This window comes from Streptomyces sp. ICC4 (assembly GCF_003287915.1).
Taxonomy (GTDB): domain Bacteria; phylum Actinomycetota; class Actinomycetes; order Streptomycetales; family Streptomycetaceae; genus Streptomyces; species Streptomyces tritrimontium.
The window spans coordinates 3,013,126-3,031,971 of record NZ_CP030286.1 but is presented as its reverse complement, the minus strand read 5'-3'; the positions used below and the strand labels follow the sequence as shown (position 1 = coordinate 3,031,971).

General features: G+C 72.9%; 18 protein-coding genes and 1 pseudogene. 10 read left to right on the top strand and 9 right to left on the bottom strand.

From position 1 onward, the window contains the following. Positions 1 to 5: 5 nt before the first annotated feature. The 4 genes from DRB89_RS14120 to DRB89_RS14105 all read right to left on the bottom strand — a co-directional run bounded on the left by DRB89_RS14120 (position 6) and on the right by DRB89_RS14105 (position 2,913). Positions 6 to 515: a copper chaperone PCu(A)C gene (locus DRB89_RS14120; protein ID WP_112448063.1), complete on the bottom strand. Its 510-nt coding sequence runs from the start codon at positions 513 to 515 to the stop codon at positions 6 to 8. Continuing rightward, a complete protein-coding gene (locus DRB89_RS14115) occupies positions 512 to 1,165 on the bottom strand; it encodes an SCO family protein (protein ID WP_112448062.1) in 654 nt (217 codons plus the stop codon). Before DRB89_RS14115 ends, DRB89_RS14120 begins: the two co-directional genes overlap by 4 nt. Positions 1,166 to 1,262: 97 nt before the next feature. Next, on the bottom strand, positions 1,263 to 1,979 hold the full coding sequence (locus DRB89_RS14110) for a YcnI family protein (RefSeq protein ID WP_112448061.1): 717 nt from the start codon (positions 1,977 to 1,979) through the stop codon (positions 1,263 to 1,265). Positions 1,980 to 2,088: 109 nt separating this feature from the next. After that, the gene (locus DRB89_RS14105; protein ID WP_112448060.1) at positions 2,089 to 2,913 is read right to left on the bottom strand and encodes a hypothetical protein; all 825 of its coding nucleotides are present in this window, start codon (positions 2,911 to 2,913) and stop codon (positions 2,089 to 2,091) included. A 258-nt stretch (positions 2,914 to 3,171) separates the two neighbouring features. Between DRB89_RS14105 and DRB89_RS14100 the strand changes: the two genes are divergently transcribed. Then, the gene (locus DRB89_RS14100) at positions 3,172 to 3,630 is read left to right on the top strand and encodes an ATP-binding protein (RefSeq protein WP_112448059.1); all 459 of its coding nucleotides are present in this window, start codon (positions 3,172 to 3,174) and stop codon (positions 3,628 to 3,630) included. Between the two features lie 57 nt (positions 3,631 to 3,687). Here the strand turns inward: DRB89_RS14100 and DRB89_RS14095 are convergent, their stop codons facing one another. Beyond that, entirely contained in the window at positions 3,688 to 5,154 is a 1,467-nt protein-coding gene (locus tag DRB89_RS14095) for an aminopeptidase P family protein (RefSeq protein WP_112448058.1), read from the bottom strand. A 126-nt stretch (positions 5,155 to 5,280) separates the two neighbouring features. Then, entirely contained in the window at positions 5,281 to 6,894 is a 1,614-nt protein-coding gene (locus tag DRB89_RS14090) for a PP2C family protein-serine/threonine phosphatase (RefSeq protein WP_112448057.1), read from the bottom strand. 420 nt (positions 6,895 to 7,314) lie between these two features. Between DRB89_RS14090 and DRB89_RS14085 the strand changes: the two genes are divergently transcribed. Both DRB89_RS14085 and DRB89_RS14080 read left to right on the top strand, forming a co-directional pair. Continuing rightward, positions 7,315 to 8,013: a bifunctional DNA primase/polymerase gene (locus DRB89_RS14085; protein WP_112448056.1), complete on the top strand. Its 699-nt coding sequence runs from the start codon at positions 7,315 to 7,317 to the stop codon at positions 8,011 to 8,013. A 94-nt stretch (positions 8,014 to 8,107) separates the two neighbouring features. Beyond that, on the top strand, positions 8,108 to 8,764 hold the full coding sequence (locus DRB89_RS14080) for a hypothetical protein (RefSeq protein ID WP_239516129.1): 657 nt from the start codon (positions 8,108 to 8,110) through the stop codon (positions 8,762 to 8,764). 238 nt (positions 8,765 to 9,002) lie between these two features. On the opposite strand, the gene DRB89_RS14075 is transcribed toward DRB89_RS14080, so the two are convergent. From DRB89_RS14075 to DRB89_RS14065, 3 genes and pseudogenes are all read right to left on the bottom strand, one after another. Then, positions 9,003 to 9,977: a DUF5926 family protein gene (locus tag DRB89_RS14075; protein ID WP_112448054.1), complete on the bottom strand. Its 975-nt coding sequence runs from the start codon at positions 9,975 to 9,977 to the stop codon at positions 9,003 to 9,005. A gap of 153 nt (positions 9,978 to 10,130) precedes the next feature. After that, positions 10,131 to 10,732, bottom strand: a pseudogene (locus DRB89_RS14070) (ATP-binding protein). Between the two features lie 85 nt (positions 10,733 to 10,817). Further along, positions 10,818 to 11,618: a glycerophosphodiester phosphodiesterase gene (locus DRB89_RS14065; protein ID WP_112448053.1), complete on the bottom strand. Its 801-nt coding sequence runs from the start codon at positions 11,616 to 11,618 to the stop codon at positions 10,818 to 10,820. A 511-nt stretch (positions 11,619 to 12,129) separates the two neighbouring features. On the opposite strand from DRB89_RS14065, the gene DRB89_RS14060 reads away from it, so the two are divergent. The 7 genes from DRB89_RS14060 to DRB89_RS14030 all read left to right on the top strand — a co-directional run bounded on the left by DRB89_RS14060 (position 12,130) and on the right by DRB89_RS14030 (position 18,840). Then, entirely contained in the window at positions 12,130 to 13,065 is a 936-nt protein-coding gene (locus DRB89_RS14060) for a DUF2520 domain-containing protein (protein ID WP_112448605.1), read from the top strand. Next, on the top strand, positions 13,062 to 14,084 hold the full coding sequence (panC, locus tag DRB89_RS14055; RefSeq protein WP_239516128.1) for a pantoate--beta-alanine ligase: 1,023 nt from the start codon (positions 13,062 to 13,064) through the stop codon (positions 14,082 to 14,084). Before DRB89_RS14060 ends, panC begins: the two co-directional genes overlap by 4 nt. After that, the gene (locus DRB89_RS14050) at positions 14,081 to 15,829 is read left to right on the top strand and encodes an L-aspartate oxidase (RefSeq protein ID WP_112448607.1); all 1,749 of its coding nucleotides are present in this window, start codon (positions 14,081 to 14,083) and stop codon (positions 15,827 to 15,829) included. The genes panC and DRB89_RS14050 overlap by 4 nt, the downstream gene beginning before the upstream one ends. 2 nt (positions 15,830 to 15,831) lie before the next feature. After that, positions 15,832 to 16,854: a carboxylating nicotinate-nucleotide diphosphorylase gene (gene nadC / locus DRB89_RS14045; RefSeq protein ID WP_112448608.1), complete on the top strand. Its 1,023-nt coding sequence runs from the start codon at positions 15,832 to 15,834 to the stop codon at positions 16,852 to 16,854. Positions 16,855 to 16,857: 3 nt separating this feature from the next. Next, positions 16,858 to 17,667 (top strand): type III pantothenate kinase, encoded by an 810-nt coding sequence (locus tag DRB89_RS14040; protein ID WP_112448609.1) that lies wholly within the window; start codon positions 16,858 to 16,860, stop codon positions 17,665 to 17,667. Positions 17,668 to 17,779: 112 nt separating this feature from the next. Next, the gene (locus DRB89_RS14035) at positions 17,780 to 18,529 is read left to right on the top strand and encodes a GntR family transcriptional regulator (protein ID WP_112448610.1); all 750 of its coding nucleotides are present in this window, start codon (positions 17,780 to 17,782) and stop codon (positions 18,527 to 18,529) included. A gap of 125 nt (positions 18,530 to 18,654) precedes the next feature. Continuing rightward, positions 18,655 to 18,840: a DUF397 domain-containing protein gene (locus DRB89_RS14030; protein WP_112448611.1), complete on the top strand. Its 186-nt coding sequence runs from the start codon at positions 18,655 to 18,657 to the stop codon at positions 18,838 to 18,840. Positions 18,841 to 18,846: the final 6 nt, after the last annotated feature.

The window sequence follows — 18,846 nt, the reverse complement described above, 5'->3', positions numbered from 1 at the left end:
GTCCGTCAGTGGGCGGTGCCATTGGTGGGCGTTGAAGCCTGTGCCTTGTACGTCCGCTCCTTGACGTCCAGCTCGACCTTGACCGGGTCGGACTTCTCGAAGCGCAGCTCGACGGTGACCTTGTCACCGACCTTGGGGGTGCTCTTGAGACCCATGAACATGACGTGGCTGCCGCCGCGTTCCAGCTTGAGCTGACCGTTCGCGGGCACGTCCAGGGACTGCACCTGCTGCATCTTCTGGTCCTTGGTCTCGTGGATCTGCAGATCGTCGGAGAGCGTGCTGGTGACCCCGGTCAGCTTGTCGGCCGTCTTGGAGCCGTTGTCGATGACCATGAACGCGCCGGCCATCTTGTCGTTGACGGGCTCGGGCATGTAGCCCCCGCTGACCGTCAGCTCGGGCTTGCCGGCGGAGTCCTTGCCGTCCGAGGAGCAGCCGGATATGGCGAGCGCGGCCGTCAGGGAGAGGACGGCGGCGAGGGCGCGGGTGGTGCGGGAGCGGGTGGTGCGGGCGTTCACGGGTTCTCTCCCTTGGCGATCTTCGGCAGGTCCTTCGTGTAGTCGTCGACGGTGGTGCTCTCCCCGTAGAGGAGGTACCCCTCGTCCGTCTTGGGCGAGAACGCGATGACCTGCGCGCCGTGCATGGAGACGACGTTGCCGTTGGCGTCCGTCGTCGCGGCCTCGATACCGATGCCGAGGGTGCGCGCGGCGGCCTGGATGGTGGCGAAGTCCCCGGTCAGCCCGGTGAACGCCGGGTCCTGGCCCTTGAGCCACGAGCGGAGGGTTTCGGGAGTGTCCCGCGCCGGGTCGGTGGTGATGAAGACGACCTGGAGCTTGTCCTGGTCGGCCTTGGGGAGCGCCTTCTTGGCGACGGCGATGTTGCTCATCGTCAGGGGGCACACGTCGGGGCAGCTGGTGTAGCCGAAGTAGATGAGCGTCGGCTTGCCCTTGGTCTGCTCGCGCAGGTTCCACGGCTTGCCGGTGGCGTCCGTGAGGACGAGGTCGGGCTTGTCGAAGGGCCGCTCGAGCACGGTCGCGGAGCCGGCCTTCGCCTGGCCTCCGCTGATCTGGGTGACCTGGTCGGTCTTGGCACCCTCGCCGCCGCAGGCGGTGAGGGTGAGGGCGGCCGCCGCAACGAGGGCGGCGACCGTCACACGTGTGGTGCGCATGGGAATGTCCCTGGGATCGGGGAGCGTACGGGTGGATCGGCGGGGTCCGGCGGGTCCGGCGGCCGTCAGGGGCCGGCCGGGCCGCGGGACCTGCGGGTCAGGAGGTGCGGCGGCGCGAGGCGATGCCGAAGGCCACGCCACCGAGGCCGATGACGATGCCGGCGATGCCCAGGGCCCGCGCGGTCGTGTCGGAGCCGCTCTTGGCGGCCTCGGAGTGGCCGTCCTCGTGGGCGGCTGCGTCCTTCGAGCCGTCCGCCTTGGCGTCGTCGTGGTGGTCGCCCGCGGCCGGGGCGGCGATCAGCTTCAGCACGGGCGCCGGGTTCTGCGGCTCGGCGGCGCCGTCCTTGGCCTCTTCGATCCAGCGCACGGTCTCGCCGTTGTCGTACGTCTGGATCGCCTTGAAGACCATCTTGTCGACGTTGTCGGGCAGCTTGCCGATCGACAGCGGGAACTGCTGGAACTTGCCGGGCTCGATCTTGCCGCCCGACCAGGTCACCTTGGTGACGGCCTCGTTGATCTGCTTGCCGTGCACGGTGAGCGGCTTGTCGAGCTTGCTCTTCTCCACCTTCACGGTCCAGCCGGGGACGTCCTGCGGCATGACGGACGACAGCGGCTGGTCGACCGGGAAGTTGACCTCGAGCTGGGTGGTCGAGGCGGCGTCGCGCTCGTTGGGGACCTTGAAGTCGATGGTCGCGTAGCCGCCCTTGGTGGCCTCGCCGGGCTGTACGCCGACGTGGGCGAAGGCGGTGCCGGACAGGACGAGCACGGAACCGGCGGCGAGGGCGGCGGCGAAGGAGACGCGAGAGGTCTTCATGGCAGGAACACTCCACGGAAGCTGTGGTGACGGTGGCTCCGCGTGCGGCGCGCGCGGAGTTCCGCGGCACCGCTGCTCCCGTTCGTGTGTCCCGGGAGGGTGTGCCGCGTCAGGCTGCGAGGGCGAGCGCCGAGGCCGGCGGCCCGCGCCTGATCACCGTGTGCTGCAGGGAGTCCCGGCCGGTGGAGACGGCCGGTCCGGCGGCCGCCCGGGCCGTGCGGAGGGTACGGTCCGGCGTGCCCGGCAGCCCGGCGCCGAGCGCCCGTACGTAGGCCAGCGCGGCACGCAGCGCGCGCACCGGCCCGGCTTCGGCGGAGAGCCTGGACAGTTCGAGGAGTCGGAACAGCGCGGCGTCGCCGCGCCCGAGCAGCCAGCCGGCGGCGAGCGCGGCCAGCAGGTGGCCGATCAGCATGGCCGGGCTGAGCAGCCCGACCGGCCCCGTGGCCGGTGAGATGAGGTCCTGCCCCAAGTGGGCGTGGGCCGAGTGGCCCTGCGCTTGGGCCTGTGCGGCCAAGGCGGCCGGGTCCAGTCCCGCGTTCTCCAGGATCCGGCGTGCCTCCGCCGGGGCGATCGTGACGGAGTTGCCCCCGCACACCAACTGGGCGGCGAGCGCCGCGAGCGAGGTGTCCGAGGCCGCGGCGCCGCCCGCCGGGGCCGTGGCGCCGTGCTGGCCGAGGCCGAACAGCGCGTGCAGCGCCAGCTGTCCGCCCGCCAGTCCGGCGGCGATGCCGGGGAGCGAGCGGCGGCGGCCCGCGAGCGGGGCCGCGACCGCGAAGAGGGCGAGGAAGCCCGCGCAGAGCGACCACCAGGGGACCGTCGCGCAGGAGGCCAGCGCGTGCCCGGCGGCGGACAGCACGACACAGACCGCGGTGAACACCGCGGCCCGGATCAGCCTGAGGCCGGGTCCGGCCTGCGTCGCGTGGGGGGCAGTCATGGCCTGGTCATCATCGCACTGGGCTTAGGCGCCTCATACGGCAGGTGCGCCACATACTTTGCGTTCCCGCGCACGGGCACCGCGGCCGGAGCCAGGGCCTCCGCTCGTGGACCGCTCGTGCGGGGGCCCGTAGCAGCCGGCCCACGGGCGCCCATACCGTCGCATACACCGCCGGCCGGGAGCGCCGCATCGGCCGAACGGGGGCTCTGTCGCTCCTCGGGGGCTTACCCGGCCCCCAGGGCGGCAATAGGTAACCGTATGAGCATCTGGTGGTCTCTCCACTTGAGGCGCGAAGCAGCGAGCGTGCCGCTGGCCCGGCGGCTGCTGCTGGGAACGATGGAGACCGCTGGGGTGGACCCGGACATCTCCTTCGACCTGTCGGTGGCGCTGAGCGAGGCCTGCGCGAACGCGGTGGAGCACGGTGGCCGCGAAGCCGCCCCGCGCGCGGGAGCCCCGGACGAGACCGGGGCGTACCACGTCACGGCCTATCTGGACGGGGACCGCTGCCGCATCGAGGTGAGCGATTCGGGTCCCGGCTTCCCCGCCGCGACGGTGGCCCGCCGCAGACCCTCCCTGGCCGAGCACGGCCGGGGCCTGCACCTGATCGCGGAGCTCGCCGACCACGTCCGCTTCCGCAACCGGCCGGGCCGGGGAGCCGTGGTGAGCTTCGACAAGATGCTGAAGTGGCGTGACGACGCGCTGCTGAAGGCCTCGTAGACGACGTGCCGATGGGCCGGAACCCGTGCGGGTTCCGGCCCATCGGCACGTGAGCGATCAGCCCTTGAGGCGGGCCATCCACGCCTCGACGTCGTCCGAGGTGCGGGGCAGCCCGGCCGACAGGTTCCGGTTGCCTTCCTCGGTGACGAGGATGTCGTCCTCGATCCGGACGCCGATGCCGCGGTACTCCTCGGGCACGGTCAGGTCGTCGGCCTGGAAGTACAGACCGGGCTCGACCGTCAGGCACATGCCCGGCTCCAGCGTGCCGTCGACGTACGCCTCGGTGCGCGCGGCGGCGCAGTCGTGGACGTCCATGCCGAGCATGTGGCCGGTGCCGTGCAGGGTCCAGCGGCGCTGCAGGCCGAGCTCCAGGACGCGCTCGACCGGGCCCTCCAGCAGGCCCCACTCGACGAGCTTCTCGGCGAGCACGTGCTGCGAGGCGTCGTGGAAGTCGCGGAACTTCGCCCCGGGCTTGACGGCGGCGATGCCGGCTTCCTGGGACTCGTACACCGCGTCGTAGATCTTGCGCTGGATCTCGGTGTACGCGCCGCTGATCGGCAGGGTGCGCGTGACGTCGGCGGTGTAGAGGGAGTGGGTCTCCACACCGGCGTCGAGCAGCAGCAGGTCGCCGGAGCGGACGTCGCCGTCGTTGCGGACCCAGTGCAGGGTGCAGGCGTGCGGGCCGGCGGCGCAGATGGAGCCGTAGCCGACGTCGTTGCCCTCGACGCGGGCGCGCAGGAAGAAGGTGCCCTCGATGTAGCGCTCGGAGGTGGCCTCGGCCTTGTCGAGCACCTTCACGACGTCCTCGAAGCCGCGGACGGTGGAGTCGACGGCCTTCTGCAGCTCGCCGATCTCGTAGGCGTCCTTCACGGCGCGTGCCTCGGAGAGGTAGACGCGCAGCTCCTCGTCGCGCTCCTTGGTGACCTTGTCGGTCAGGGCGGCCTCGATGACGGAGTCGTGGCCGCGGACGGCGCGGACCGGGCCCTCGGCCTCGGCCAGCTCCTCGGAGAGCTTGCGGACGTCCTTGGCGGGGATGCCCAGGAGCTGCTCGGCCTCGGTGAGGGAGTGGCGCCGGCCGACCCACAGTTCGCCGCTGCCGGAGAGCCAGAACTCGCCGTTCTCGCGGTCGGAGCGGGGCAGCAGGTAGACGCTGGCGGTGTGGCCCGTCTCCCCCGAGGGCTCCAGCACCAGGACGCCGTTCTCGGTCTGGTCACCGGTGAGGTACGCGTACTCGGTGGAGGCGCGGAAGGGGTACTCGGTGTCGTTCGAGCGGGTCTTGAGCCGGCCGGCGGGCACGACGAGGCGCTCGCCGGGGAAGCGCCTGGACAGCGCGGAGCGGCGGGCGGCGGTGTGCACGGCCTGGGCGATCGGCTCCAGTCCGCGCAGCTCGGTGTCGGCCCAGCCGGTGCGCATGCTCTCCGCGAGTTCCTCGCTGACGCCCGGGTACAGCCCGTTCTTGCGCTGCTTGTGCTTCTTCTTGGGCTGCTCTTCTTCCGGGGTCTCCGGGGTGAGCTCGTCAGCCACGTCTTCTCCTCAGTACGACGGACACGGACCGGGTATGGACCTCATCCATCGTATGTGTGAGCGGACGGCGCCCGGCGGGTCGTGTGACAAATCAGTTAAACCGGACCTCGAACCGGACCTGCCGCCTCACTCGAACCGGGCCGCGAGCAGCACGATGTCCTCGTCGGGGACCGTGCCGGGCCGGGGCGCGGCGGCGGCCGCGTCCCCCTCCGGCAGCACGGTCCGCAGGATGTGGTCGCAGATGGCGGCCGGGTCCTCGCGGGCGCTGCGGGGGATCCCCGCGGCGGCGGCGTGCAGCCGCGCGTAGGCCCGGTCCATCGGGTCGCCGGTACGCCGGAGCAGTCCGTCCGTGTACAGCAGCACCGTTTCTCCGGGCGCGGGCTCGATCTCCACGCTCGGCGCCTCCCAGCAGGACAGCATCCCGAGCGGCGCGGAGAGGGTGGTCTCCACGTACTCGGTGCGGCGCTCGCCGATCAGCAGCGGCGGGGTGTGGCCCGCCCCGGCCAGGATGATCTTCCTCCCCCGGCCGCCCGGCCGGGGGCTCCCGGCGGGCTCGCAGTACGCGAAGAGCGCGGTCGCCGAGCGCGCGGGCTCGGTCAGGCGCAGCAGCAGCTCCAGGTCGGACAGGACCGCGACCGGGTCCTCGCCCTCCATGACGGCGTACGCGCGCAGCGAGGCCCGCAGCCGGCCCATCGCGGCGACGGCGCTCGGGCCGGAGCCGGTGACGGAGCCGACGGCGAGCCCGAGGGCGCCCTCCGGTAGCGGCAGCGCGTCGTACCAGTCGCCTCCGCCGCGCGGACCGGTGTGGTGCCGGGCGGCGAGCTGGACCCCGGAGATCCGGGGGAGCCGGCTGGGCAGGAGTTCCTCTGCGACGGTGGCCAGGTCGGAGCGGGAGCGTTCCACCTCCACGATCCGGGCCAGGTGCTCGGCGGCGTGCCGTACGTAAAGCCCGGCCAGGTCGCGCTGGCGGTCGCTGGGCTCGGCCTGCTCGTCGTAGAGCCAGACGGCCGCGCCGAGCCGGCCGGTGGCCTCAGCGGTGATCGGCAGCGAGTAGCTGGCGGCGAAGCCGAGACGGGCGGCCACCTCGCGGTGCCGGGGGTCGACGGGGGTGGCGTATCCCCCGGAACCGGGGGCCGTACCGGGTTCGGGGAGCACGTCGGAGCCGCCGTGGGCGTCGGGCAGCCCGTCGAGGATGCGGCCGTAGGAGGTGGCGCTGCGCGGCACCGTCTCGATGTGGCCGAGGTCGGCGTGGCCGAGGCCGAGGCCGATCGTGGTGGTGGGGCCGAGCCCGTCGGAGGGTTCCAGGACGATCAGGCCGCGCCGGGCGCCGACGAGGGCCGCTCCGGCGCGCAGGAACTCCTGGAGGGAGGAGGCCAGGTCAGCGGCGCGGGCGAGCCGCTCGGTGAGCTCGTGGAGCGTGGTGAGGTCGGAGACCATGCCCGCCAGGCGGTCCTGGATGACAGAGCTCGCCGCGGGGGCCGGCGCCGGAGCGTGGGCCGTCCGCGGGGTCGTCGAGGTGGGCACGGGAGAGGATGAGGGCGCCGGTGCGGGCGCCACAGTGTGCGGGGACGCTGTAACTGCTGGATCGATTCCAGCCACTTTCGGCAAATGTGGGGCGCTCATGGCGTCCGCCCTTCCAGCTGGTGCGATTCGCCATATAGCATCGCAAACCCCCAGATCATGCTGCGCCGCCATCAATGAATCCACATCTACACGCACACAAGGAGCGATGTCCAGCATTGCCCAGGTGGGAATCCTGGTGTCCGTGAGACGGCAACTCACTGTCCGGTCGAGGCTAGAACTTGGCCGGAAAATGGGGGAAGCAGGCGGTTTTTGCGGTCGACTGGGCAGGTCCGTCAGCCGGTCCGGGTACGTAATCGGTGACAGCCGTGGACAGTTGGCGCACTCCGGCACCCGCCGGGAACCGTCCGGCGCGGTCCGTCGTCCCCATCGACGACAGCCTTTCCCGCCTCGGCCCGGGGTCGCGGCCCGAGGTCGCGTCCCGCCCCCGCCGGACGTTTCATGGACCCGTAAGAAAACTGCACGAAGCGTGTGAACCTGCTTCTCGTGGACAGTGACGCGAAACGTGTACGTGTGGTGAACCACCGCTCACGTGGTGTGATGTGGCCCTCGGCGTTCAACGGAAAGGAACGAGCGCTCATGCGCGAGATCCTCGGAAGGCGTCTCCAGCGGCTCCGCAATCGCTTGCAATCCCTGCGCCCCGCCCCGCCTCAGGCCGACGGGGCGGCCCTGCTCGAAGCGGCCCTCACCTGCGCCGCGACCTGGCGGTGGCCCGTACTGCCCGGCGTCGGGCGCTCCGGCGCCGACAGCTCCCGCTGCGCCTGCCCCGACCCCGACTGCGTCGTTCCCGGCGCGCACCCCTTCGACCCGGGGCTGCTCGCGGCCACCACCGACCCCCGGATGGTGGCCTGGTGGTGGGCCAACCGGGCCGGTGCCCCCATCCTGCTGGCCACCGGCGGAACCGCGCCCTGCGCGGTGAGCCTGCCTGCCGCGGCGGCCGCGCGTGCCGTCGTACGGCTGGACGCGCAGGGCCTGCGACTCGGGCCGGTCGTGGCCACGCCCACGCGGTGGTCGCTGCTGGTGGCGCCGTACTCGCTGGAGCGGCTCGGCGAACTCCTTTACGCCAAGGACCACGTGCCCTCCTCGCTGCGCTTCCACGGCGAGGGCGGCTACCTGCTGCTGCCGCCCTCCGCCGCGATCGGCGGCGGCCAAGTGCGGTGGGAGCGCGGGCCGGCGGCGGACGGGGGGATCTGGCTGCCGGAAGTGGAGGCGGTCGTGGACGCGCTGGTCGAGGCGAGCAGCGGGGCGCCGGGCGGCGGCAGCCGGCTCGCGTACTGACAGATCACTCGTACGGGTGCCAGCAGGACGGGTTTCCAGGGGAATTGGGCGCGGGGATGTCCGTGCCCCATTCCCGCGTCGCTATGTTCGGCGAATGAATCTCCGCCTGATCGGTATCGGTGCCGGTGTGCTGATCATCTTGTCGCTCCCGCTGGCGGGAGCGATCGCCGGGCCGGATTTCGCCGGTCAGAGCGACGGAAAGGGCGGTGGGCTGCTCTCCACCTTCGGCCTCGGCCGTTCCTCCCCGGGCTCTTCCGACTCCAACTCTTCTGACCCCGGCGATTCCGACTCCGGCGATTCCGACTCCGGCGATTCCGACTCCGGCGATTCCGACTCCGGCGGTTCCGAAGCGAGTTCCGCCGCCGCCGGGGCGCCGGCCCGCCCGGGTCCCTCCGAGCAGCCGCGTACGGACGCGCGCTGCGGGCCCGAAGTGTCCTCCCCGCAGGGGGTGGAGGCACAGACCTGCGTGCTGGTCGGCGAGGGGCGGACGTGGGGGCGCAGCTACTACCGCAACACCAGCGGCCGTCCGCTCGACGCGGTGCTCACGGTGATGGGTCCGGCCGGCCGGACGGTGCAGATCCGCTGCGCGGTCGGCGCGGGGGACGAGCCGGGTCTGTGCGAGACGCCCAAGGATCCCTCGGCCGGGGCGCCCGACGCCTACTCGGCCATTGCGGAATTTGCAGTTCCGGATGATGAAGGGGCGCTGCTGCTGCGGTCCGGGAGCAACTCACCGGCACCGGGCGACGGTTGAGCACCGCCGAAAATCAAGGGCCCGGTCGCTGGCGACGGGGGATGCACCAGCGACCGGGCTACAAGAACGGTAACAAGAGATCGCCTGCTTGCAAATTCGATCTCTGATATTCGGACATCGATTTGCAGGCGATTAGCGGGAGTTGTGACACCGGTCACCGGTGAGCGGTCACCTGTGGCCCTCCCGTCAGGGGCCCGCGAGCGGCCCGCCGGAGGCCGCGAGCGGCCCCCGGCGCCGGTCAGCTGAGCGTCACCTGGCGGTTGGTGAGGCCGCCGCGGGCCCGGCGCTCCTCCGTGGTCAGCGGCGCGTCCGTGGCGAGAGCAACGGCCAGCCGCTCGGCGAGCTCCGCCGCCGGCTTCTCCACGTCGTCCGCGGAGACACCGGTGGGCAGGTCCCAGACGGGGACCATCAGGCCGTGCGCGCGGAAGGAACCGACGAGCTTGGTGCCCTCGCCGAGCGAGGAGGTGCCGGCCGCGTGCAGTCGCGCGAGCGCGTCGAGCAGCTTCTCCTCCGGGTGCGGCATGACCCAGCGCAGGTGGTTCTTGTCGGGGGTCTCGCACCAGTAGGCGGAGTCCACGCCGGTCAGCTTGACCGTCGGGATGGCGGCCGCGTTGGCGCGCTCCAGGGAGGCGGCGATCTCCGGCGAGGCGTTCTGCGCGCCGTCCGCGTCCGGAATCCAGAACTCGAACCCGCTGTGCACAACCGGCTCGAAACCGCCGTCCGCGGCCAGGAGATCCTGAAGTCGGGTGCCCTCGGCAGGGACCCGGCGGGCCTCGATGACGGTGCCCGGCTCGGCGGCGAGCGCGCGCTCCAGGGTGTCGGCCATGTCGCGGGCGAGGTCGCCGCTGGTCGAGTCGTTCTGCAGGCCGAGCAGGACGGAGCCGTCCTCGCGGCGCAGCGCCGGCGAGGCCAGCGGGAGTACGGTCACCAGCGTGACGGAGGGGACGCCCTCGGGCAGGCCGCCCTTGAGGGTGAGCGGCACGGTGGCGGCGGGGACGAGCTCGCGCAGCGCGACCCAGTCGCACTCGCCGGGCAGGCCCTCGAAGGGGCGCCGCACGTGCTCGGTGACGGCGTGCGCGGCGGCTGCGCCGTGACAGGCCTTGTAGCGGCGCCCGGATCCGCAGGGGCAGGGCTCGCGAGCGCCCACCACCGGGATCTCACCGTTGTTGAGCTGCGGCTTTGCGGTCTTCGCTGCGGGGCGCTTCTTGGCCATCGTGGGTGTCTCCCGGTTGCGGCGGTACGGCGTAGGTCTGGGCGCGAGCCTAGCCGTTCGTACCGCCGCAGCCGGTGGGGTGCGGCCGGGAGCACGGTCGGCGTGCGCTCCCGGACGGCCGCCATCCAGTTGTTCGGGGCCGGGGACCGGGGATCAGGGATCCAGGTCGCCGAAGGCCGTACCGAAGTCGATCGCCGGGGCCGCGACGCGCGTAGCGAAATCCTCGTGCCGGGCCCCACAGGCGACGATCACCCAGACGGTGACCTCACCCGCCGCTCCGTCCCGGACACCCCAGTCCTGGGCCAGGGCGCTGATGATGTTCAGCCCCCGCCCGCCTCGCGCGGTGACCGAGGGCGTGGCCGGGACCGGGCGGGTGGGACCGCCGCCGTCCGTGACCTCGACCGTCAGCCGCCCCGCTTTGTCCACGCGCCACGACGCGCGTATCCCGCCGTCACCGATGTCCCGCGCGCCCAGCGGCCTGCCGTGTCGGCAGGCGTTGCTGAGCAGTTCGGAAAGGATCAGTACGGCATCGTCCACGACCGATTCGGGCACCCCGCTGACACGCAATTGCTCGCGCATCCGGTGCCTCGCCTCGCCCACGCCCGCAGGACCATGGCGTACGTCCATGCACGACGACGTGGGCACTTCTTGTGCCACCATCAACGCCACCCCCGGAACCTCCTTAGCCCCACGCATGGTCTGGATGCCCCAATGGCCTGGACCGGAAACCGCCCAAGCGGAGCCCTCTGGCGCATTGACGACGGCCGAATGCGGAGCGGATGCGCCGGTGCACACCCTGTGACGTCCGGTGTTCGTGTGACGGGTGGGCAAAAAGGGGCGTCAGCGCCCTAGTTGTGACAGAACCTGGCGTGGTCTGTTCGTGATGATCGCTTCTACACCCAGATCAGCGCAGAGCTGAACGTCTTCGGGATCGTTCACAGTCCATACGTGCACGGAGTGGCCCGCGGCTTGAAGTTTGCGGATGAAGCCCGGATGGCCGCGCACGATCCGCATGCCCGGCCCCGCGATCTGCACCCCGGCCGGCAGCCGGCCGTCCCGCATCCGAGGCGAGATGAACTGCATCAGGTACACGGTCGGGACCGTCGGCGCGGCCGCCCGCATCCGGTGCAGGGAGCGCGCGGAGAAGCTCATCACCCGGACCGGGTGCGGCCCCTCGGCGGGCGGCGCGTCCAGGCCGAAGCGCTTGAGGAGGAAGAGCAGGCGCTCCTCCACCTGTCCGGCCCAGCGGGTCGGGTGCTTCGTCTCGATCGCCAGTTGCACCGGCCGTCCGGCGTCGGCGACCAGCTCCAGCAGCCGCTCCAGGGTGAGGACGGAGGTCCGCTCGGGGTCGGCGTCCCAGTCGGGGGACTCCTCGCGGTCCTTCCACGAGCCGAAGTCGAGCGCGGCGAGATCGGCGAGCTCCAGGGCGGAGACCGCGCCGCGGCCGTTGGAGGTGCGGTTCACCCGACGGTCGTGGACCAGGACCAGATGGCCGTCGGCCGTGAGCCGTACATCGCATTCGAGGGCGTCGGCCCCGTCCTCGATGGCCTTGCGGTAGGCGGCCAGGGTGTGCTCGGGGGCATCCTCCGAGGCGCCGCGGTGGGCGACGACTTGGATGGGGCGCGGCGTTGCGTGGGTCACCGGGTCATGGTGCCACCGAGAGGCTCCGGATGTCGGGGGGAGCTCTGGGGAGAGCCCTGGGGAGAGCCCTGTGGGTGCTTCTGCGGATGCGTCCGATATGTCGGAGATAAAGGATGGGGGGAGACGCACAGGTCCGGCTTACAGTGCTCTGACGGGTCATGGGAAAGGCTTCGCCCTGGAACTTGTACGGCACGTCGAACGTTCAGTCGGACCGATCGCCAGTATTTCTGAAGCCGTGTGTGACGAGGAGAGAGCGCTGTGCGGGCTCTGATACACATTAGACGCCGGTACCAACGAGAACAGCACAGAGGAGATCGTCGGCATCGTCAGAGGTGTATAAGAGCCGGACGTCGTCCGCCGCCCGCTCCGCCACCCGTACCGCGTCCTCGCTCATCCCCCGATCATCGCCGACCGGGGGAGGGGGAAGCGCACCCCATTTCCCCGGGACGGCTTAGCATGGCGACGTATCGTCCGGTACCCCCCGCGGACTGGAACGGAAGGCTTTCCCCGCGTGAACACATCCCCTCAGGCGGAGCGCCCCGCCAGGCTCGCCGTCGGTGTCGTCGGAGCCGGCCGGGTCGGCCCCGCGCTGGCCCGCGCCCTCCAGCAGACCGGGCACCGCCCCGTCGCCGTGTCGGGCGTCTCCGACGCCTCGCGCCGCCGCGCCGAGCGGATGCTGCCCGACGTGCCGGTCGTGGCGCCCGCGCAGGTCCTCCAGGCCGCCGACCTCGTCCTGCTCACCGTCCCCGACGACGCCCTGCCGACCCTGGTGCAGGGACTCGCCGAGACCGGCGCGGTCCGCCCCGGCCAGCTCCTCGTGCACACCTCCGGGCGGTACGGGGTCGCCGTGCTGGACCCGGCCCGCCGCGCGGGCGCCCTCCCGCTGGCCCTGCACCCCGCGATGACCTTCACCGGCACCGAGGTCGACGTCCAGCGCCTCGCCGGCTGCTCCTTCGGGGTGACCGCCCCCGACGAGCTGCGGCTCGCCGCCGAGGCCCTGGTCATCGAGATGGGCGGGGAGCCCGAGTGGATCGCCGAGGCGAACCGCCCGCTCTACCACGCGGCCCTCGCCCTCGGCGCGAACCACCTGGTCACCCTGGTGGCCCAGTCCATGGAGCTGCTGAGCAAGGCCGGCGTCGAGCACCCCGCCCGGATGCTCGGCCCGCTCCTCGGCGCGGCCCTCGACAACGCCCTGCGCTCCGGTGACGCCGCCCTGACCGGCCCGGTGGCCCGCGGTGACGCCGGCACCGTGGCCGCGCACGTCTCCGAACTGCGCAAGCACGCCCCGGGCACCGTCGCCGGCTACCTCGCGATGGCCCGTTCCACCGCCGACCGGGCCCTCGCGCACGGCCTGCTCAAGCCCGAACTCGCCGAGGACCTGCTCGGCGTGCTCGCCGACGGCGCGGCCGGATTCGACGCCCACGACCCCGAAGGCGGCGACCGGTGATCCTCCTCGACACCGCCGAGCAGCTCCACCGGCTCCCCCGGGACGGCACGACCTCGGCCCCGGGCGCCGACAGCGGCCGCCGCGCCGTCGTCATGACCATGGGCGCCCTCCACGACGGCCACGCCACCCTGGTCCGCACCGCCCGCGCGCAGGTCGGCCCCGCCGGCCAGGTCGTGGTCACGGTCTTCGTCAACCCCCTCCAGTTCGGGGCCAACGAGGACCTCGACCGCTACCCCCGCACCCTCGACGCAGACCTGGCCCTCGCCGAAGCGGCCGGCGCCGACGCCGTCTTCGCCCCCGCCGTCGACGAGGTGTACCCCGGCGGCGACCCCCAGGTCCGGATCAGCGCCGGACCGATGGGCGGCCGCCTCGAAGGCGCCACCCGCCCGGGCCACTTCGACGGCATGCTGACCGTCGTCGCCAAGCTGCTCCACCTCACCCGCCCCGACCTGGCCTTCTTCGGCCAGAAGGACGCGCAGCAACTGGCTCTGATCCGGCGGATGGTGACCGACCTCAACTTCCCCGTGGAGGTGTGGGGCGTACCGACCGTCCGCGAGGAGGACGGGCTCGCGCTGTCCTCCCGCAACCGCTACCTCTCCGCCAAGGAGCGCGGCACCGCCCTCGCCCTGTCCCGCGCCCTGTTCGCCGGCCGCGACCGGCTCGCCGCCCAGGCCGCGCTGCGCGACCGCGCCGAGGCCCAGTCGCCCCCCGCCGGCGACGAGCGGGCCACCGGCCTGGCCCGGCTCGGCGAGATCCGCGCCTCCGCCGACGCCCACGCCGTCGCGGCGGCGGGCGCCGGCCTGCCGGAGGCCGTACGGGCCGCCGCCCGGCACGTCCTCCACGAGGCGGGCCGGCACGACCCGCCCCTCGTACTGGACTACCTGGCGCTGGTCGACCCCCAGGACTTCACCGAGGCCGGCCCCGGCTTCACCGGTCAGGCCGTGCTGGCCGTCGCCGCGAAGGTGGGCGCGACCCGGCTGATCGACAACATCCCATTGGAGTTCGGAGCACACGCGTGAGTACCCCAGGCAGAGGCCCCGCGACAGCGGGCACCAGCACCGGCATACGGCTGCACGCCCCGGCCCCCGGCTGGTCCGTCGACGCCGACGTCGTGGTCGTCGGGTCCGGAGTCGCGGGCCTGACCGCCGCGCTGCGCTGCGCCGCCGCGGGCCGCCGCACCGTCGTGGTCACCAAGGCCCGGCTCGACGACGGCTCCACCCGCTGGGCCCAGGGCGGCATCGCCGCCGCCCTCGGCGACGGGGACACCCCCGAGCAGCACCTCGAAGACACCCTCGTCGCCGGCGCCGGCCTGTGCGACGAGGCCGCCGTCCGGCTCCTGGTCACCGAGGGCCCGGACGCCGTGCGCCGGCTCATCGCCGAGGGCGCCGTCTTCGACACCTCCGCCGAGACCGGCGAGATCGAGCTGACCCGCGAGGGCGGCCACCACCGCCGCCGCATCGCGCACGCCGGCGGCGACGCCACCGGCGCCGAGATCTCCCGGGCACTCGTCGAAGCCGTCCAGGCGGCCGGCATCGAGACCGTCGAGAACGCCCTGGTCCTGGACCTCCTCCTGGACGCGCGGGGGCGCACCGCGGGCGTCACGCTGCACGTCATGGGCGAGGGCCAGCACGACGGGGTCGGCGCCGTCCACGCGCCCGCCGTGATCCTGGCGACCGGCGGCATGGGCCAGGTCTTCTCCGCGACCACCAACCCGTCCGTCTCCACGGGCGACGGCGTGGCCCTCGCACTGCGCGCCGGCGCCGAGGTGTCCGACCTCGAATTCGTCCAGTTCCACCCCACCGTGCTCTTCCTCGGCGCCGACGCCGAGGGCCAGCAGCCCCTGGTGTCGGAGGCCGTCCGCGGCGAGGGCGCGTACCTCGTCGACGCCGACGGAGTCCGCTTCATGACCGGCCAGCACGAGCTCGCCGAGCTCGCGCCCCGCGACATCGTCGCCAAGGGCATCATGCGCCGCATGCAGGAGCAGGGCACCGAGCACATGTACCTGGACGCCCGGCACTTCGGCGCCCGGATGTGGGAGCAGCGCTTCCCGACCATCCTCGCCGCCTGTCGCTCCCACGGCATCGACCCGGTCACCGAGCCCATCCCCGTGGCCCCGGCCGCGCACTACGCCTCCGGCGGCGTACGCACCGACCTGCACGGCCGCACCACCGTCCCCGGCCTGTACGCGTGCGGCGAGGTCGCCTGCACCGGCGTGCACGGCGCGAACCGGCTGGCCTCCAACTCCCTGCTGGAGGGCCTGGTCTTCGCCGAGCGGATCGCCGACGAGATCATCGGGAACCCGCCCGCCGGCAACGGCCCCGGCATCCCCGTCCCGGCCACCGGCCCCCTCCAGCCCGCCGAGGCGCGGTACGAGATCCAGCGCATCATGACCGACGGCGCGGGCGTGCTCCGCTCCGCCGCATCGCTGGCGACGGCCGCCGCCGCGCTCGAAGCGCTGTACGCGACGGCCCTGACCGAGCTGGAGACCCGGGGCAAGACGGCCGTCCCCGGCACCGAGACCTGGGAGGCCACCAACCTGCTGTGCGTGGCCCGGGTCCTGGTCGCCGCCGCCCAGCGGCGCGCGGAGACCCGCGGCTGCCACTGGCGCGAGGACCACCCCGACCGGGACGACGCCGCATGGCGCCGCCACCTCGTCGTACGCCTGTCGGCGACCGAGCGGCGGGCCCTGGTCGTCACCTCCACCGACTCGGCGGACTTCCCGCCCGTACAGATCCCCCTGAGCACCGACAGCCTGGAGCGGTAACCGTGAGCACGCACGAGCAGGAAACCCCCCACGAGCACGACCACACCCACGAGCACGAGGAGCTCCCCCTCCTCGGCCGGCCCGCCGGCGGCGACGGCGGCTGCGGCGACGACTGCGCCTGCGGCGAGGGCGAGGAGACCGGCCTCGACCCGGCACTGGCCCAACTGCTCGCCGACGCGGGCCTGGACCCGGTCGAGGTCGAGGACATCGCGCACATGGCGATCTCCGAGGACCTCGACGGCGGGGTCGACGTGACCACCGTCGCCACCGTCCCCGAGGAAGCCGTCGCGACGGCCGACTTCACCGCGCGCGAGGCGGGCACGGTCGCCGGCCTGCGCGTCGCCGAGGCCGTCCTGTCCGTCGTGTGCACCGAGACGTTCGAGGTGGAGCGGCACGTCGAGGACGGCGAGCGCGTCGAGCCCGGCCAGGTGCTGCTGTCGGTCCGGGCCCGCACCCGCGACCTGCTCACCGGCGAACGCAGCGCGCTCAACCTGCTCTGCCTGATGTCGGGCATCGCCACCGCGACCCGCGCGTGGGCCGACGAGCTGGAGGGCACCAAGGCCAAGGTCCGCGACACCCGCAAGACCACCCCCGGCCTGCGCTGCCTGGAGAAGTACGCGGTCCGCTGCGGCGGCGGCGTCAACCACCGGATGTCCCTCTCGGACGCGGCGCTGGTCAAGGACAACCACGTGATCGCGGCGGGCGGGGTCCGCGAGGCCTTCAAGGCCGTGCGCGAGCAGTTCCCCGACCTGCCCGTCGAGGTCGAGGTGGACACCCTCCAGCAGGTCCGCGAGGCCCTGGAGGCGGGCGCCGACCTGATCCTGCTCGACAACTTCACCCCGATCGAGACCGCGGAGGCGGTGGCGCTCGTGCACGGCCGCGCGGTGCTGGAGTCCTCGGGCCGCCTCACCATGCACAACGCCCGCGCCTACGCCGAGACCGGCGTCGACTACCTCGCGGTCGGCGGCCTCACCCACTCCTCCCCGATCCTGGACATCGGCCTCGATCTGCGCGAGGCGGTGTAACCGGTGCTCCTCACCATCGACGTGGGCAACACCCATACGGTCTTCGGCCTGTTCGACGGTGACGAGATCGTCGAGCACTGGCGCATCTCGACCGACCCGCGCCGCACGGCCGACGAGATGGCCGTGCTCATGCAGGGCCTGATGGGCATGCACCCGATGCTCGGCAACGAGCTGGGAGACGGCATCCACGGCATCGCGATCTGCTCGACGGTGCCGGCGGTCCTGCACGAGCTGCGCGAGGTGACCCGCCGCTACTACGGCGACGTTCCGGCGGTGATCGTGGAGCCCGGGACCAAGACGGGCGTCCCGATCCTCATGGACAACCCGAAGGAGGTCGGCGCGGACCGCATCGTCAACGCGGTCGCGGTGGTCGAGCTCTACGGCGGTCCGGCGATCGTCGTCGACCTCGGTACGGCCACCACCTTCGACGCCGTGTCCGCGAAGGGCGAGTACGTCGGCGGGGTGATCTCCCCGGGCATCGAGATCTCGATGGAGGCCCTCGGCGTACGGGGCGCCCAGCTCCGCAAGATCGAGCTGGCCCGCCCGCGCAACGTCATCGGCAAGTCCACCGTCGAGGCGATGCAGTCGGGCGTGGTCTACGGGTTCGCCGGCCAGGTCGACGGGATCGTGACCCGGATGGCCAAGGAGCTGGCCGGCCCGAACGGCGCCCCGGACGAGGTCCGCGTCATCGCCACGGGCGGCCTGGCCCCGATCGTCCTCGGCGAGGCCTCGGTGATCGACGACCACGAGCCCTGGCTCACCCTGGTCGGCCTGCGCCTGGTCTACGAGCGCAACGCCCCGACCTTCGACTGACGCGCCGGCCCCCGCCCCCGGGTGGGGGCCCGGGCCCGTGCCCGTGCGCCCGCGGCCGGGGTTGACCGGGCCGGCCGGGCGGCGGGTCCACGACGAGCACAGGACGGCCGAAATGCCCCGCGACACCGCGTACGTGAAGGTGGCCGACGCGCTCCGGACCCGGATCCGGGCCGCGGAATGGCCCGTCGGGTCGAGGCTCCCCTCGCGGGCCCGGCTCGCCGCCGAGTACCGCGTGGGGCAGTCCGTCACCCAGCGGGCGATGGAACTCCTGGTCATCGAGGGCCTCCTCGAAGGCCGGCCCGGCGCCGGCACCTACGTCCGCGTCCCGCGGCAGCGCCCGCGCGTCCTGCGCTCCGGCCCCGCCGATCCTGTAGGGCCCGCCGGGCCCGACGGCTCCGGCCGCGTGCGCCGGGAGTCCCACACCAAGGCCCGCGTCGCCGCCACCGAGGCCATCGCCGAGCGCCTCGCCATCGCCCCCGGCGACCCGTGCGTGCTCACCACGTACGCGCTCTTCGACGGGGAGCTCCCCTTCGAGGTCTGCGAGTCCTGGGAGCCGATGGCGCTCACCGGCGGAACCCCGGTCGTCCTGCCCGAGCTGGGCCCCCACAAGGGCGCCGGCGTCGTGGCGCGGATGCGCGCGATCGGCATCGCGGTCACCTCGGCGGTGGAGGTCCCGCGCCCGGCCCGCGCGGACCGCCGCCAGGCCGGGCTGCTCGCCATCGGCGTCGGCGACCTGATCACCCGGATCGAGCGCACGCACTACGCGGCGGACGGCCGCGCGGTGGAGACCGCCGACATCGCGGTCGCCGACCGGCACGCGGAGATCGCCTACGAGATCCCCGTACCTCTTAGCGCCTCCTGACGCCCGGCGCAGCGAATTCCCCGGAAATGGCCGGAGTGCGGCCGCCATGGGGTTACGGTCCCCCCACGAGAAATACCGGGAGCTCGTCCACGGCGCCGCACGCGCCTGTGAGCTGAGGAGACACCATGACCACTCGGACCGCCTGGCAGAAGTCCTCGTTCTGCGGCGAGGGGGACAACTGCGTGTACGTCAGCGCGGCCCCCGGCACCCTGGTCCGCGTGGCGGACCGCGCCGATCCGGCCCACCTCGTCCTCGCCACCACCCAGGCCGCCTGGGCCGATTTCCTCCGCGTGGTCAAGGAGTCCGGCTGAAGGTCC

Bases quoted from the DNA above. Each gene is read 5' to 3' on its own strand.
- DRB89_RS14115 (WP_112448062.1), bottom strand. From the start codon at position 1,165: ATGCGCACCACACGTGTGACGGTCGCCGCCCTCGTTGCGGCGGCCGCC.
- DRB89_RS14110 (WP_112448061.1), bottom strand. From the start codon at position 1,979: ATGAAGACCTCTCGCGTCTCCTTCGCCGCCGCCCTCGCCGCCGGTTCC.
- DRB89_RS14105 (WP_112448060.1), bottom strand. From the start codon at position 2,913: ATGACTGCCCCCCACGCGACGCAGGCCGGACCCGGCCTCAGGCTGATC.
- DRB89_RS14100 (WP_112448059.1), top strand. From the start codon at position 3,172: ATGAGCATCTGGTGGTCTCTCCACTTGAGGCGCGAAGCAGCGAGCGTG.
- DRB89_RS14090 (WP_112448057.1), bottom strand. From the start codon at position 6,894: ATGCTGGACATCGCTCCTTGTGTGCGTGTAGATGTGGATTCATTGATG.
- DRB89_RS14085 (WP_112448056.1), top strand. From the start codon at position 7,315: ATGCGCGAGATCCTCGGAAGGCGTCTCCAGCGGCTCCGCAATCGCTTG.
- DRB89_RS14080 (WP_239516129.1), top strand. From the start codon at position 8,108: ATGAATCTCCGCCTGATCGGTATCGGTGCCGGTGTGCTGATCATCTTG.
- DRB89_RS14075 (WP_112448054.1), bottom strand. From the start codon at position 9,977: ATGGCCAAGAAGCGCCCCGCAGCGAAGACCGCAAAGCCGCAGCTCAAC.
- DRB89_RS14035 (WP_112448610.1), top strand. From the start codon at position 17,780: ATGCCCCGCGACACCGCGTACGTGAAGGTGGCCGACGCGCTCCGGACC.
- DRB89_RS14030 (WP_112448611.1), top strand. From the start codon at position 18,655: ATGACCACTCGGACCGCCTGGCAGAAGTCCTCGTTCTGCGGCGAGGGG.